The sequence below is a fragment of the Tsuneonella sp. HG094 genome (assembly GCF_053819285.1).
This window is the reverse complement of record NZ_JBSORA010000001.1, coordinates 1,921,821-1,936,724: the sequence shown is the minus strand read 5'-3', so window position 1 is coordinate 1,936,724 and position 14,904 is coordinate 1,921,821. Positions and strand designations below refer to the sequence as shown.

Here is a 14,904-nt window from a genome sequence, read left to right as displayed (position 1 = left end):
CCCCTGATCGCTCTGCATCTAGCAACGGCGCCGTTTTCCAGCAAACGCGGCTGGATAATCGTGCCGCCGTGCGTATGATACCCCTCGGACGGTGGCTCGGGGGGTGCTGTGCCCGAAAGCGATCAGGGGGTATTCGACGTAGCGATCGTGGGGTCCGGACCTGCGGGCCTGAGCGCGGCCGCGCATGCCGCGGACAAGGGTTTGTCGCACGTTTTGCTCGAAAAGTCCGACCACCTTTCCGATACGATCTACAAATATCAGAAGGGCAAACACGTGATGGCCACCCCGGCCCATCTCGTACTGCGCGCCGATCTCGATTTCGAGGCCGGGAAGCGCGAGACCATTCTCGGCACGTGGGACAGGCAAATCGCCGAGCGCAAAGTCAACGTGATGCTCGATGCCGAGGTGACTGCCATCTCGGGTTCGGTCGGCGATTTCACGCTGGCGCTCAAGCGCGGTGACGAGGTGCGGGCGAAGGCAGTGGTGCTGGCGATCGGGACGCAGGGCAATCCCAACCTCGTCCGCTGCCCCGTGACCGCGGGCACGGTCGTGCAGTACCAGCTCGACGATCCGGGCGAGTACGTCGACGAGCATATCGTGGTCATCGGCGCGGGTGATGCGGGCATCGAGAACGCGATGGGTCTCGCCGCAGATCCGAAGCAGAACAACACCGTCACCATCGTCAACCGCTCGGCCGATTTCGCGACCGCCAAGGACGCCAACGTGCAAGCGTTGCTGGCGATGGAATCCGAAGGCCGCATCATCGTGCGCCGCGAGACCACGACTGCCTCCATCGGTGACGGACAGATCGTGTTCGATACCCGCGACGGTCAGGTGACCGAGCCGTGCAACCGCGTGATCGCGCGCATGGGTTCCGCCCCGCCGCGCGCCTTCGTCGAGGGGATCGGTGCCGAGTTCGAGGAGCGCGAAGGCAAGCGCTCCGTCCGTGCGGGCACCGGTATCCAGTTCACCAGCGCCGATCGCGTCGCATACCCCATCCTGACGCCCACTTTCGAGGCGTCGGTCCCCGGTATCTACGTCATCGGCGCGTTGGCCGGCTATCCCTTGATCAAGCATTGCATGAACCAGGGCTACGATGTCATCGAATTCCTGTCCGGCAACACTGCGCTCAAGCCCGCCGATGAGCCGATACTGGAAGAGAAGTTCGCCGAATTGCCGGGCAGCAAGTCGGTCGATGAATGGCTCGATCTGTTCGGACGCAACGTAATCATCCTGCAGGAGCTTTCGGCGCTGCAATTGCGCGAACTGATGCTCGATTCGCGCGCGCGGTTCTATCGGGAAGGCGAAGTGATATTCGAGCGCAACGCGCCCGGATCGTCGATGTTCGCCATCGCGCAAGGCTCGGTCGCGGTCGAAGTGAACCCGCAGGACACCTCGATCACGGTGCCGATCGGTGAGGGCTCGATCTTCGGCGAGGTCGGGCTCATCTCCGGTCGGCGGCGAGGCGCGACTATCCGGGCGGCCGAACCGACGGTGGCGCTCGAATTTTCGCGCAACGCCGCGCTCAAGCTTATCGCAACCGCGCCGAGCGCGGCGCGCGCGGTGAACCGGATATCGATCGAGCGGCAGCTTCTGCAGATGTTCGGCTCGGGCCTGACGCCGGCGGACCTCGAGGAGGTCATCGCTGCGGCAGTGGTCGAGGACAAACGGGCGGGCGAAATCGTCGTAGCCGAAGGGGCCGACGACAAGGACGTATTCGTCATCCGCCGCGGCTCGATGATCGTCGAAAAGGACATCGGCGGGCACCCGGTGTTCCTCAGCTATCTGCCGGCGGGATCGTATTTCGGTGAAATGGCGGTGATCGACGGGTCGAAGCGCACTGCTACGGTCAAGGCCGCGATCAAGAGTCAGGTCGTGCGCTTCCCCGGCGAGGCCTTCGTCGCGCTGCTCGACCGCAATCCCAAGCTGCGCGAGCGCGCGCTGTCGGACATGAAGAACCGGCGCCAGGTCAATGCCTTCATCGAAAGCCGCAAGGACAGTTTCGGCGACGCGGCGGACTATTATTCGCAGACCGCCAAGTTCCTCGTCGACAACGGTATCGGCGAAGCGACCGACGTGCTGCTGATCGACCAGGCGTTGTGCGTCGGCTGCGACAACTGCGAAAAGGCCTGCGCCGACAGCCACGATGGCCTGAGCCGGCTCGATCGCGAAGCGGGCAAGACTTACGCCCACTTGCATGTGCCGACGTCGTGCCGCCACTGCGAACATCCGCACTGCATGGCCGATTGTCCGCCCAACGCGATCAAGCGCGGTCCGGATGGCGAGGTCGTGATCGACGAGACTTGCATCGGCTGCGGCAATTGCCAGCGCAACTGTCCCTACGGCGTGATCCGGATGGACGCCAAGCCGCCCAAGAAGCCGGGCCTGCTGTCGTGGATGTTCCTCGGCCTCGGCCCCGGACCCGGCGAAGCGAGTTACAAGTGGCGCAAGAAGAAGGCCGAGGCCTCGGGCAGGGAGACGCCCAAGGTCGCCATCAAGTGCGACATGTGCTCCGGCATTGAGGGCGGCCCGGCCTGCGTGCGCGCTTGTCCCACGGGCGCGGCGATCCGTGTCGGGCCGGAGAAGTTCCTTTCGGTGAGCCGGGCGGAGCGCGAGGGCTGATGGCGAGCCTCGCCGACGAGACGGGGGACGGCCGGGGGCATCGGCCGACCGATCACGAGAGTTTCCTCGTCCACAAGCGCTTTCGCTGGCTGAAGATCGCGCTGGCGCTTTCTGTGATTGTGTCGATCGGTTACGCTCTCGCGGACGCGACCCCGCGTCCGAACGGCGGCACGTGGTACGGCTACACGCTCGGCACCATCGGGGTCGCGCTCATCATCTGGCTGTCGCTGCTCGGGATCCGCAAGCGCGCGATGACACGTGGGAACTGGTCGCTCAAGGCGTGGACCTCCGCCCACGTCTACCTCGGCCTTTCGCTGGTCGTTATCGGGACCCTCCACACGGGCTTCCAGCTCGGCTGGAACGTCCATACGCTCGCATGGGCATTGATGATGCTGGTGATCGTGTCGGGCCTATACGGCGTCGTCGTTTACCTGCTTTTGCCCGAGAAGCTGTCGAGCAATCGCGGCGCGCTGTCGAAGAAACAGCAGATCGAAAGCCTCGCCGCGATTGACCGGCAGCTCGATGCCGCCGCCCAGCCGCTCGACCGGCGCGAGACCGATGCGGTGATCGCGGCGCTCGAGCAGGACGTGTTCGGCGCCGGCGTGCTTGCGCGACTGACCAACAGCCGCGCTGGCTGCCGCACGGACCGCGCGATCGCGCTGTTCGAGGCAGCCTACGGCGAGAGGAACGCGGAAAGCGAGCGGGCCTACGGCCTACTCAAGCGGCGCCAGGCGCAGCTCGCGCAGATCCGGCGGCACATGCACTACCGGGCGCTCCTCGACGTCTGGCTCTACGTTCACATTCCGGCGACGGTGGCGCTGCTCGGGGCACTGACGGCGCACGTCGTCAGCGTGTTCTACTACTGGTAGCGGCCTGGTGACCTTTCGCATCCGTCAGATCGATCACACTGCCACCGGCCGCGAGATCATTCGCGAACGGGTGGTCGAGGGCGGTCGCATCACAATCGGGCGATCGGCCGAGAACGACATCGCACTACCCGACCTCGCAGTGGAGCAACACCACCTGACCGTCGACGCGGAACTGTCTGGCGCGATCATGTTCGAGGCGCTCGGCAAGCTCGGCTTCACGCTCGACGGGAAGACGAAGACGCACGAAACGGTCGATTCGGGCGGGGCCGAACTGATCCTCGGCGCGTACCGCATCGATTTCGCCGCTGGCCCTGCGGGTGAGGTCCAGGTCACCGTCAATCGCAACGAGGAGCGCGAGAGCGGCGAAGGCGAGGGGACCCACGGCTATCGGCTGACGAACACCTGGCTGCCGAGCAAGCGGCCGGTCGCCTACGCACTGCTGGCAGCGATCTTCATTGCCTTCCTCGCGATCCCGATCTGGTCGCACCTCAATCGCGAACTGGTAAAACCCGACTATCGCCGACCCGGCCACGTCGCGATGGATGCGAGCTGGTCGACCGGCAAGCTCAGCCTTGCGCACAAGGGGCTTGAGGACAACTGCGAGGCGTGCCACGCAAAACCGTTCGTCGCGGTGCGCGATAACACCTGCCTGACCTGCCACGAGGGGATCGGCGATCACTCGGCGATGCCGAAACTGACGCTCGCCCGCGGACCGCTCAGCTGGGGCGACCAGGTCCAGCGCGATATCGCGGACGTGTTCCACAAGCCCGGCGCCGGCGCCTGCACCGATTGCCATACCGAGCACGAAGGGGCAGGGCGGATGGAGCCGCCTGCGCAGCAGTTCTGCTCCGACTGCCACGGCACGATGGACAAGCGCCTGAAGACGCCGCTCGGTAATGCGGCCGATTTTGGCACCTCGCACCCGCAATTCCAGGCGGCCGTCCTGACCGTGCCGGGAGCGGCCAGGCCGACGCGGCTGTCGCTCGATGCCAACCCCAAGGAGTTCAACGGCCTCAAGTTCCCGCACAAGCTGCACCTGTCGCCCGGTGCGGGCCCGGCGCAGATGGCGCGGCGGCTGGGCGAAGGGAAGGGTTATGGCGGCGCGCTTGAGTGCGCCGATTGCCACACCCCCACGCCCGACGGAGTGCGCTTCCAGCCGGTCGACATGGAAACCAACTGCGGCACCTGCCACAGCCTCGTCTACGACAAGGTCGGCAGCACTTTCCGGACGCTTCGGCATGGCGACATCGGCCAGATGCGGGCGGACCTTGCGGCGGCCGACCGCGTGCCGCGGCGCCCCATTTCCAGCGGACGCCGCCGCCCCGGCGAGTTCGGTCCGGGCGGGCTTTACTACGGCAACTTCGCACCGCCGCAACGCAGCTCGGTCCCGCTCGCCTCGCGTATGCTGTCGACGCAAGGGGTGTGCACCGAATGCCATTTCCCGAGCGGCGGCGGGGTGATGGAGGTCGTTCAGCCCAAACGCTACATCGAACATGGCTGGTTCGATCACGCAGACCACAGCCGAGAAAAGTGCACGACCTGCCACATAGCGGACAAGTCGAGCACGGCGACCGACCTCCTGCTGCCGGGGATCAAGACGTGCCGGACCTGTCACCTCGGCGAGGATGCGGTAAAGCCGAAGATCGCCTCGACCTGCGCCATGTGTCACAGCTATCACCCGCGCGGGGCCTCCGCTCCGGTGCGGATCGGTGCGCAGGCCAAGAACAGGAAGAAGCAGACATGACGGCGCCGCGGGGGGCGGTTGCAGGCGAGGGGATGCCGCGATGCTGATCGCCCAGATGACCGACATCCATATCGGGTTCGACCCGGAAGAGGTGCCCGAGGAGCTCAACTTGCGGCGCTTCCGGGCGACGCTGGCGCGAATACTCGGCGGGCCCAACCGACCCGACATGCTCGTGCTCAGCGGCGACATCACCGACAACGGCGATATCGAGAGCTTTGAAGACGCCGCAGCGCTCGTTGCCGGGTGCCCTTTTCCGGTCTGGCCGCTGGTCGGCAACCACGATAGTCGCGAGGCCCTGTTCCACGCTTTCCCGCACATTCGGGGGGAAGGCGGGTTCGTCCACTACACGGTCGAACTGGACGGATTGCGGCTGGTCATGCTCGATACGCTCGAGATGGGCCGCCACGGCGGGGCTTTCTGCGGCGCCCGAGCGCAATGGCTTTCGGCCAGGCTCGCCGAGCAGCCCGATACGCCGACAATCATCTTCATGCACCATCCGCCCGTCGTCAGCGGGATCGACTGGATGGACCCGGTCGCGGACGAGGACTGGATCGGGCGCTTTGCCGCCGCGATCCAGGGTCATGACCAGATTCTCGCGATCCATTGCGGGCACCTGCACCGGCGCATCACGACCACGTTTCGCGGCATCCCGCTGAGCGTGACCGGATCGTGCGCGCCGCTGGTCGCAATGGACCTGCGCCCGGTCGACCTCGATCATCCCGATGGGCGCGACCTCATCACGACCGAGCCGCCGAGCTATGCGCTGCACCGGTGGGACGGACGCACCCTTGTGAGCCATTACGAAGACGTGAGCGGCTGGCACGCGCTGGCGCACTACACCGACAAGCTGCAGCCGATGATCCACGATATGTTCGGCGAACGCGAGTAGCGCGCGTTCCCGCCGCCTAGTTGCTGGCGGCCCGAACCGGGCCTTCGCCCGAGACCCAGCGGGTCATGTCGGGCGTATCGGTCACCTTCCACGGCACGCCCTTGCTGGTCAGGAACAGCTTTTCCATTTCGCTGCGGTTGAACGGGCGCGAACCCACGCGGCCGAACACCGCGATCTGGCCGCCGGTCTCGTCCACCGCGCGGTCGCGGTCGAGGCCCTTCGACATCGCGAGCGCGGGACTGGGCGTCTTGGCCCACGCGATCAATTCGGGCATCGGCGCGGGGCTGAAGCCGTAGAAGTTGGGCTGACTGTCGGGGCTGGTGAGTTGCAGCACCTTCATCCCGTTGCGACCGTCGGCGACGTAGGCGAACAGCGATGCGTTGGTCGATGCGACGACAACGTCCTCGACATCGTTCATCCGTCCGTCGAACGTCTCGCGCTTGTAGATCGAGGGCCTGGCCGGGTTGGTCACGTCGACGATCACCAGCCCGTCACCCTTGGCGGCGACGTAGGCGTAGGTCCGTGCGAGGTAGAGGCGACGCGCATCGGCGAGCGGGATCGTGCCCGATGGGATCGCGACGGGCGCGCGCAGGTTGGTGACGTCGAACAGTTCGACGCCGTTGCGGGTGGTCACCCAGAGATAGCGGAACTGCATCGCGCTTGCCCGCGCGTCATCCAGGGGAGCTATCGATGCGACCTGGGGATTTAGGGGGTCCTTCAGGTCGACCGTGACCAGTCCCTGCGCCGCCGTGATGTAGGCGACCTCGCCCGCCAGCACGATGTGCCGCGCGCCTTTGAGCACACCATCGGGGTTCCAGGTGACGGCGCGTTTCAGTTTGTTGTTGCGGAACTCGCCGTCGGCCATCGTCTCGATGTTGACGAGGATCAGGCCCTCCTCAGCGTCGGTGATCGCGGCGTAGCTGTAGATCGGCAGGAACGGCTGCTCCTGGTTCATCTCCCGCATCGCCTGCGTATTGCGCAGCGGGTTGATCGGCTGGTTCGTCGGCAGCGCCATGCAGGTCGCGTTCTTCGACTTCACCGTGGTGTCATGGCCGAGCGCGGAGAAGGGCGCGGTGACGATGCGCTCGGAGAAACCCTTGTTGGCGATCGAGGCGACGTCGTAGACGCGGAAGCCCCCGCTGCCTTCGGCAACGAAGATGTATTCGCCGCGAAGCTGCAGGCAGCCGACCTTGTCGCCGGTGCCCTCGTGGACGTTGGCGAAACGTTCGAAGGCCTTGGTCTCACCCGACAGCTTGCCATCGAAGGTCTGGCCGCGGGTCCAGTCCTTCAGCTCGCGGCCGTTCTCCTCGACGAACTGGCGATAGTAATCGGGGTAGGCGTACTTGTGCAGGTAGCTGCCGAGCACCGCCTGCGGTTCGTCCCACTCGGTCACGCGCACCGCTTCGAACCCGCCTTCGAGCCCTGTCCAGGCGTTGAGGCCGAGGAAGTTGACGTAGTTGGTTCCGAGCAACAGCAACTGCGCCATGATGGCGTTGTTGTCGTCGGCTTCGGACAGGTGGCAATCGGTGCAGGTCTTGGTCTCGGTCGTGCGCACGGTGTGCGGGAAGTGCGGCGCGAAGGCCTGGCTCGAGAAGCCGATCGAGCTGATCGGTGGCTGCTGGATGTATATCCGCTCGCGGTTGATGTTGGTCGACGACAGCACCAGCGCGCTCGTCGAACGGACCGGGGCGACCGAATTGCCCTTGGTCGTCATGTGCTTGCCGAGCTGGAACATCTCGTCGCGCGCGACCTGCGGGTTGTAGGTCGCGAAGTTGCGGGTGGTCTCGCCGTCGAAGTGCTGGTCGGCAGTCTTCCAGTTCGCCTCGATCGGCAGGTGGCACCCGCCGCAGCTCGTGGTCCATGAAAGGTGGCACGTGTAACATGTCATCTCGCTTTCGCGGTGCGCGCGCTGTTCGGCCGCGATGCCGGGGCCGAAGGCGAACTGGCCGTCTTCGGCGCCGGTCCGGCTCATAAGCTTGGCCCGCGCGGACTTGGCGTTGAAGCGAGGATTGCCCGGGTCGACCGTGTCCTTGACGAGGCTGACCCGCCATTCGAGCTTGGGATCGATGATCGATCGCTGGATGAGCTGCTGCCGTCCCGCACCGTCAAAGGTCCATTCGAACCGCCGCTGGCCGTCAGGGTTGCGCAGCAGCGCGAGGTTGTTGCCGCGCGGCGGGGCGGCAGGGCCGCTCGTCAGCAGGTTGGGATATGCGTCGGCGGTGCCGTGGCAATCCTTGCAGCCGATCTCGATCGCGTTGGCGACTTCTCCGTAGATCAGGCCGTTGCCGTGGCTGTCCTGCGAGAAGTGGCAGTCGGCGCACTGCATGCCCTTTTCGGCATGGATGTCCATCAGGTGCACCGTCTTGCCCGGGTTCACGCCCGGCGGAACCCACTTGCCTTCGCCTTCCTTGCGCCATTTCTCCGGATCGTCGGGGCTGACGATGTTGCCGTCCTTGTCGAGCAGGTTGCCCGCGCGGTCGCGCTTGAACACTCCGCGGAAATTCCATCCGTGGCCGTGATAGTCGGCAAATTGCGTGTCCTTGAGGCCCGGGTTGAGGTCGTAGACGTTGCGCAGGAAATCGAGGTCCGCCCATTTGCCCTTGGGTGCGGCGCCCTCGGGATTGCGCGCGTTGACTGCGCGAACCTCGGCTGCGGTCGGATACTTCTGCTTTTCGGGCCACATCGCGGGCGCGTCGGATTCGTAGTCCCACATGGTGTAGCCGAGGAACGAGTTCAGGAAGATGTTCGGCTGGTGCATGTGGCAGTTCATGCACTGCGCGGTCGGGATCGAGCGCGTGAAAACGTGTTGCAGCGGATGGCCCTTCTCGCGCACCGGTCCTTCGGTCTCGTAGCTTTCGTGTCCGTCCTTGAGCGCGCCATGGCCGCCATCGTGCGAGCCAGAATGCCCGTCTTCGCGACCTGCCGGTTCTAGCTTGTCGGCGATTGTCGGGTCGACCGTGATCGTCTGCCCGTCGCGGCCGTACTGGGCGTAGGTCAGCGAGTGGCGCGGCTCGCGGTCGTTGGCGTAGACGACATGGCAACTCGCGCAGCCCGAATGGCGGTAGTCGCCCGGTTGGTCGTTGGTCCCCATGAACCAGGTGAACGGGTCGTTGAGGCGCGTCTTGTGAATGTTGAGCACCGGGATCGCGACGCGCAGGCCCGTGCCGGGACCGCGGTTCGATTGCTTGAGGTCGGGCCGGCCCGGCTCGTCGAGGCGCTGGATCTGCCCGGTCACGTTGGGCAGGCCAATCTCGGGGAATACCGGATTGATGTTGCGCCCGCCGCGCTCGAACACGCGGAACACATCGCCCGGCGGGATCACGTGCCATGTGGGCAGCGGATAGAGCGCCGCAAGCGCGCCGCGCGCCTTCTGACGGTCGGTCACCGTGCCTGCGGGGGTGCCGGGGCTCTCGATCTTTGCGGGCTCGCCCGTCCGGGTGAATGCCTCGCCGAAGATGTAGTTCTTATACGGCACGATGCCGTTGTTGTACGATGCGCCTCCCCACAACATCGCACCGGAAGCCATCAGGCTGCGCTCCGCCGCTTCGATCACCGGCATGTGACATGCTCCGCACGCCTCGCGCGCGACGCGGTAATCGCTGGGGTTCACGAAACGGACGAATTCGGGCGCTTCCTTGTTGAGCAGCGCGAAACTCGCCTTGGGGTTGGCCGAAGAGGGGAAGTGCCAGCTTGCGGGATAGGTCGGGAGGACGTGCGCCTTGTCGCGCGCGGCTACATATGCCGGATCGTCGCGAGCCAATTCCGGATTGCCGACGACCGCCGCATCGCCGCCGTGGCAATCGGTGCAGCCCAGGCGCACCGCCGGGGTCGTGTGCATTGTCGGCGCGTCGCTGGCGACGTGGCAGGTGGTGCAGCCGTCGCTCTTGTCCGCCATTTGCTCGATCGTCTGGGTAAGCGGGGCGGCTGGATAGACGGGGTAGTTCCGCTTGACCGGCTTCTCGCCCTCGGCGGCAAAGCTGGTCTGCCAGCCGATCCCGCAGATCAGGACGAGGGCGGCGAACAGCGCAAGGAGGCGGTCGGCGCGCATCAGTATGCGAGGATCACGTTGGCGAGCACCGAATAATAGTTCCGATTGCGGTCGAAGTTATCGAACAGGTCGCGGAAACCCGCGCCCGGCGCGAGCATGGCAGCCGATAGCCGCGCGACGGCATTCTGGTTCGCCCACGGCCGCCAGATGGCCGAGGCCGACAGGTCCCAACCGATCTCCCTGGGGATCGAGCCCTCGTTCCGCAGCGCCTGCAGCGAACTGGTTTCCTCGAACCACAGGTGATTGGCGTTGCCGGTCAGGCGCAGGGTCGGCAGCACGTCGAAATCCGCTCCGACGCCCACCAGCATCGTGCCGGGATTGTTGAAGTTCGACTGCCCCTCTTCCTTCGAGGAACGCAGCGAGTTGAGGATGCCGTTGCGTCCGTTGATCGACACCGCGCGTCCGCCGCCCGCGAACGGGATCGACTGGCGGATCCAGTAGCTCGTGTCGGCGCCGGCGAAGACCGGGTTCTCGAACACCGCGTCGAAACCGGTCTCGGTGTTGTCGTAGGGATCGTGATCGCCGCTCGCCCACAGGCCCGACAGGCGAAAGCGCATCCAGTCGCGGTCGTAGCTCAGTTCGGCGGCGCCGAAGAACGCGCGGATCACCGCGGTCTTGCTGGTGAAGAAGCTGTACCGGTCCTCGCCGAATGCGCCGTAGGCGCTTGCGGTCAGGTTCACGCGGCCGACTCGCCCGTCGGCGTTGTACCCGACATAGACTACATCGTAGTTGCGCGGGCGAATGTCGCCGAGCAGTGCGGGGCGCGCGGGAAAACCGTTCTTGTCCTCGGCGAACTCGTCGCCCTCGCGGTTCATATTGTAGGCGACGGTGACCTGGCTCGTCAGCGCGGGGATGAGAAAGTCCTGGCGGTAGAGGTTGCCGACGAACAGGAAGTCGTCGCGCGGGGCGGTGGTCAGGTCGTTGAGACCAGAATTGGTGTCCTTGTTGACCCGCCAGAACGCCCCGAGGTTGTACTGGAAGCGGTTGTTGTCGCGGCTGCCGAACAGGCGCACGCCAAGTTGCTGGTCATTGAACAGGAATCCGCGGAAATCGGCCTGGAACGGCTGGATGCCGACGCGGATCGAATCGAAGTCGTACCGGTCCGACGTGTTGCGGATGTGATAGTCGATGAAGGCTTCCTGGACGCCCACGAAGTGATCGTAGCGGTGGCTGGGAGCGGACGGTTCGACCAGCAGGACGCGCCGCTCGGGGACGTTCGCGTAATTGACGTTGAACGCGAGCGTGACCCGGTATTCGATGTCGGGCGGCTTGAACGCGGTCGATCCCTTGGTCAGCGCCGCACCGGCGATGAAGGTCTGCGACAGGACATAGCTCGCATCCTTGCCGAAGATATCGAGGCTGCCCGGACGCTCGGTGGTCTGGACGCCAACGGGTATGGGAAAGGTGCGCGGCTCGATCACCGTGTCGCTGATCAGGCTGGCGGTAAAGAACCAGTCGTGCCCAGTGATGAGCGGCCACTTGTCGGGATCGAGCGGGCGGTCACCCTTGAGCGTGTTCTGATTGTACGGGTCGAACCAGCGTTCCTTGACCACGCCGAGTGCCTCGATCAGCCGCCAACGATCGGGGATGGGGATCTGATCGGTCGGGAACGCTTCGGGCGGGGGCGCGCGCACCGCGCCGGGATTGTCCTGCGATTGGCGGTTCGGCAGCGGGTCTTCGTAGCCGGGCCGACGGCGACCTTCGATCGACTGGTTGTCTACCGGCGGCGGCCCGGCCTCTTCGTCCACGCTCGTTCCGGCTGAGGGCGACTCGACAGGCGCGACAGGAGGCTGGCCGCTCACCTGAAGGGAGAGGGCGAGGCCGGACAGCAATGTCAGCGCGGCAGCCATCGAAATTTTTGCCCCTTCCCTCAGGGAAAAGTGCGAAAAATCGACCCTAAATGCAATTGCGAACTTGCGGAATCGTGCCGGGAGAACAGAATAGTCCGACTTCGATGAACGGGCGCCGAGTTACTGCGAGGGAGATTCGTCGATGGCAAAGTGGCAATTGGCCGCGTTGGCTGATGGTGCCTTGGCGCTTGCCGGGGCTGGCGCGCTGTACTTGACCGGCGCTGGCGCCAGCGCCGCCGACCATTTCGACCCCCCCGGCCGGACCGATCCGCTCGTCGATTCAAACCCCGACCTGCCGGCGGACATCGCCGACGTCTATGCCTGGCACCGGGAGGGGCGGCTGAACCTGGCGGTTACCTTCGCCGGGCCGAACGTCAATACCGCGCCGGCGTTCTACGACCGCAACGTTTTGTACAGGCTCAATATTTCGACCGTCGCGCCCGACGATACAGCGGAAATCACCATCCGCGTGCGCTTCGCGCCAGGTCAGCGGGCCAATGAGTTCGGGGTGCGATTTGAGGGTGTCCCCGGCGTATCCGGCACAATCGAAGGGCCCGTCGAGACGACACTCACCAAAGATGGCGTCATGGCCCGGGCAGGCCTGTTCGACGATCCATTTACGTTCGATCTGCAGGGTTTCCGCGAGATCCGGCCGTCGGGGCAGGTGCGGTTCAACAACACGCGCGATTTCTTCCACACGCAAAACGACACCGCATTCGTGCTGTCGATGCCGCAAGCCCGAGTCGCGAACGGTACCGGGGTCATCAAGGTATGGGCGACGTCCGGCCGCATCGGAGGGCAGATCTGATGCGAATGTCTCGCCTGCTCGCCGCCGCCGCGGCCATCGCCCTCCTTGCCGGGTGCGGAGGTGGTGGCAGCCCCGCTCCGACCGCTACGCCCGCGCCGGCACCCACGCCGACCCCGACAATCGGCGGCGGAGGGCAGGGCACCTTCACCTACAACGTGGAGCCGTGCTTTACCCAGTCAGTGCCCGGCAACAACATCACCGTGCGCGGCCTGCTCGCCACGCCCGATGCGCTCAACCTCGACATGTCGCGGACCGCAGGGTTTCCCAACGGGCGCATTCCCGACGATCAGGTGGTCGACATCATGGTGGCGATGCTGTTCCTCGACTTGACCGAAAGCGGTCAGAGCCTGCGGACGTTTGCGAACCTGCCGCTCAATCCGCCGCGAAGTCTCCCGGCACCCACCACGACGTTTCCGTTTCTCGCCACGCCGACCGGGACCCCGATCCTTGCGGCGACGACGGGCACGCAGTTCGATTTCCGGACCGATCCCGATTCGGCCTACACCTCGGTCGATCGAATGGGGAATCCGGCGGTTGCGACCATTCTCGTCGGTTCTTCGGCGCGGATTACCTACAACGACGCATCGCAATCGGCCGACATCGCCGGACAGTTCCGCGCCGAAGAGGTGGCGGGCCTGCAACTGTTCATGAACGCGATCGGGGACGACCTGACCAACCTCGGTCTCGACATTTGCGCTACGCGGAGCTGACCGGGTCCCGCGACGACGCGGGTCGGATGGCCTCGCGGGGGATCGGCTGGGCGTTCGCGGCTGCGCTGGTGCTCGCGGGCGTCGCTGCAGCGGAATACTTCAACGGTCGTCCCGGCGCCGTTGAGCTCGCGCCGATCGAGCCCGACACGATCATTGCGGGATACGGACCGGCCACCTTCGCCGAAGCGCTGGCGCAGGCCGATGCCAATGTCTCAGCCAAACGTTACCTGTTGCAGGGCGAGCCCCATAGCTGGCTGCGGATGGAGGGGCTGGCACGCGCGCTGCTGTCGCGGGCACGACTGACCGCTGATGCCTCCGACCTCAAGGCCGCCAACGACTTGCTCGACGATGCCGTTGCTGGTGCCGACTGGCCCTCCGGTCCGATGTTGTCACGCGCCGGTGCGGCGCTGATCGTTCACGATCTGGCGGGGGTCGATGCGGCGCTCGCCCGGTTCGATGCGGGCGTCGTGCCGTCGAGCCCGCTCGAGACCGCCGAAGCGCAGGGAATGCGCTGCGAGGTGGCGTTCGAGCGCGGAGACCTTGCCGGCGCGGTGCGGCTTTGCACAACGAACGGCACGCTGGGGATCGACCTGCGCCGGGCCAACTTGGCGCTCGCCAGCGGGGACCCGGCGATTGCGGCCGGGATCGTCGAGAGCGCCTTGCGCCAACCGCTCCAGACGCCGTACCAGCTCTGCGCGCTGATGCTCCAGCGGACGGCGATCGCGCTCGCGACTGGCGACTGGCAGGCGGCGGGCAAGTGGGCCCGTGCCGCCGATCGGCGATTTCCCGGTTACTGGTTGGCGGAGGCCTTCGTCGCCCAGTCGATGGCACTCGAGGGGGACGTCGCGGGGGCAGAGGCGGCCTATCGCAAGATTGCCGAGCGAACAGGTAACCCCGACGTTTACGGCGCGCTGGTCGTGCTGGCCGAGGAGCGCGGCGACTCGGCAGCTGTGCAGCGCTATCTCGCCGAAGCGCGCAAGGGCTGGGACACGCGCGTCGCGTTGCTGCCCGACACCTACGCCAGCCACTTCGCCGAGCACCTCGCGCTGTCGGGCGAGATTGACCGTGCACTGAAGGTTGCGGGCGGCGACTACCAGCGGCGCCCGTACCTGCAGCCGATGACGGATTTTTCCTTTGTGCTCGATATGGCGAACCGGCCTGAGCGCATCGTCGAAATCGTGGAGCATGGTGAGCGCGCGGGCTTTCGTTCGGCCAGCCTGCTGCTCGCAAAGGCCGACGCGCTGAAAGCGCTCGGCCGTCCCGACGAGGCGGCGCAATCGCGCAAGGAGGCGCTGGCAATCAACCCTCGGGTCGAGCACCCCAGGCAGGCATTCGTCCACTTCCGGCAGGATTGAGCCGGCCGC

9 protein-coding genes are annotated in these 14,904 nt (G+C 65.8%); 7 read left to right on the top strand and 2 right to left on the bottom strand.

The annotated features are described in order from the left end of the window. Nucleotides 1-108: 108 nt before the first annotated feature. Genes ACWPMX_RS09725 through ACWPMX_RS09710 form a run of 4 tightly spaced genes read left to right on the top strand, consistent with a single transcriptional unit; the run spans nucleotide 109 to nucleotide 6,124 of the window. Nucleotides 109-2,622: a cyclic nucleotide-binding domain-containing protein gene (locus tag ACWPMX_RS09725; RefSeq protein WP_455699822.1), complete on the top strand. Its 2,514-nt coding sequence runs from the start codon at nucleotides 109-111 to the stop codon at nucleotides 2,620-2,622. Then, nucleotides 2,622-3,491 carry a hypothetical protein gene (locus ACWPMX_RS09720; RefSeq protein ID WP_455699821.1) on the top strand — a complete coding sequence of 290 codons (870 nt, stop codon included), beginning with the start codon at nucleotides 2,622-2,624 and terminating at the stop codon, nucleotides 3,489-3,491. The genes ACWPMX_RS09725 and ACWPMX_RS09720 overlap by 1 nt, the downstream gene beginning before the upstream one ends. A 7-nt stretch (nucleotides 3,492-3,498) precedes the next feature. Then, on the top strand, nucleotides 3,499-5,235 hold the full coding sequence (locus ACWPMX_RS09715) for a cytochrome c3 family protein (protein WP_455699820.1): 1,737 nt from the start codon (nucleotides 3,499-3,501) through the stop codon (nucleotides 5,233-5,235). 40 nt (nucleotides 5,236-5,275) lie between these two features. After that, the gene (locus ACWPMX_RS09710) at nucleotides 5,276-6,124 is read left to right on the top strand and encodes a metallophosphoesterase (protein ID WP_455699819.1); all 849 of its coding nucleotides are present in this window, start codon (nucleotides 5,276-5,278) and stop codon (nucleotides 6,122-6,124) included. 16 nt (nucleotides 6,125-6,140) lie between these two features. Here ACWPMX_RS09710 and ACWPMX_RS09705 read toward each other — a convergent pair whose 3' ends face one another. After that, complete coding sequence (locus ACWPMX_RS09705) at nucleotides 6,141-10,172, bottom strand: hypothetical protein (protein WP_455699818.1); 4,032 nt, start codon at nucleotides 10,170-10,172, stop codon at nucleotides 6,141-6,143. Further along, a complete protein-coding gene (locus ACWPMX_RS09700; protein ID WP_455699817.1) occupies nucleotides 10,172-12,022 on the bottom strand; it encodes a hypothetical protein in 1,851 nt (616 codons plus the stop codon). The genes ACWPMX_RS09705 and ACWPMX_RS09700 overlap by 1 nt, the downstream gene beginning before the upstream one ends. A 142-nt stretch (nucleotides 12,023-12,164) precedes the next feature. Between ACWPMX_RS09700 and ACWPMX_RS09695 the strand changes: the two genes are divergently transcribed. From ACWPMX_RS09695 to ACWPMX_RS09685, 3 genes are read left to right on the top strand one after another with little or no spacing between them, the layout of a single operon-like run. Continuing rightward, nucleotides 12,165-12,830: a hypothetical protein gene (locus ACWPMX_RS09695; RefSeq protein WP_455699816.1), complete on the top strand. Its 666-nt coding sequence runs from the start codon at nucleotides 12,165-12,167 to the stop codon at nucleotides 12,828-12,830. Next, nucleotides 12,830-13,540: a DUF4331 family protein gene (locus tag ACWPMX_RS09690; RefSeq protein WP_455699815.1), complete on the top strand. Its 711-nt coding sequence runs from the start codon at nucleotides 12,830-12,832 to the stop codon at nucleotides 13,538-13,540. The genes ACWPMX_RS09695 and ACWPMX_RS09690 overlap by 1 nt, the downstream gene beginning before the upstream one ends. Nucleotides 13,541-13,566: 26 nt before the next feature. After that, nucleotides 13,567-14,895 carry a hypothetical protein gene (locus tag ACWPMX_RS09685; protein ID WP_455699814.1) on the top strand — a complete coding sequence of 443 codons (1,329 nt, stop codon included), beginning with the start codon at nucleotides 13,567-13,569 and terminating at the stop codon, nucleotides 14,893-14,895. The last annotated feature ends 9 nt before the right edge of the window (nucleotides 14,896-14,904 follow it).

Bases quoted from the DNA above. Each gene is read 5' to 3' on its own strand.
- ACWPMX_RS09695 (WP_455699816.1), top strand. From the start codon at position 12,165: ATGGCAAAGTGGCAATTGGCCGCGTTGGCTGATGGTGCCTTGGCGCTT.
- ACWPMX_RS09685 (WP_455699814.1), top strand. From the start codon at position 13,567: ATGGCCTCGCGGGGGATCGGCTGGGCGTTCGCGGCTGCGCTGGTGCTC.
- ACWPMX_RS09710 (WP_455699819.1), top strand. From the start codon at position 5,276: ATGCTGATCGCCCAGATGACCGACATCCATATCGGGTTCGACCCGGAA.
- ACWPMX_RS09690 (WP_455699815.1), top strand. From the start codon at position 12,830: ATGCGAATGTCTCGCCTGCTCGCCGCCGCCGCGGCCATCGCCCTCCTT.
- ACWPMX_RS09700 (WP_455699817.1), bottom strand. From the start codon at position 12,022: ATGGCTGCCGCGCTGACATTGCTGTCCGGCCTCGCCCTCTCCCTTCAG.
- ACWPMX_RS09720 (WP_455699821.1), top strand. From the start codon at position 2,622: ATGGCGAGCCTCGCCGACGAGACGGGGGACGGCCGGGGGCATCGGCCG.
- ACWPMX_RS09705 (WP_455699818.1), bottom strand. From the start codon at position 10,172: ATGCGCGCCGACCGCCTCCTTGCGCTGTTCGCCGCCCTCGTCCTGATC.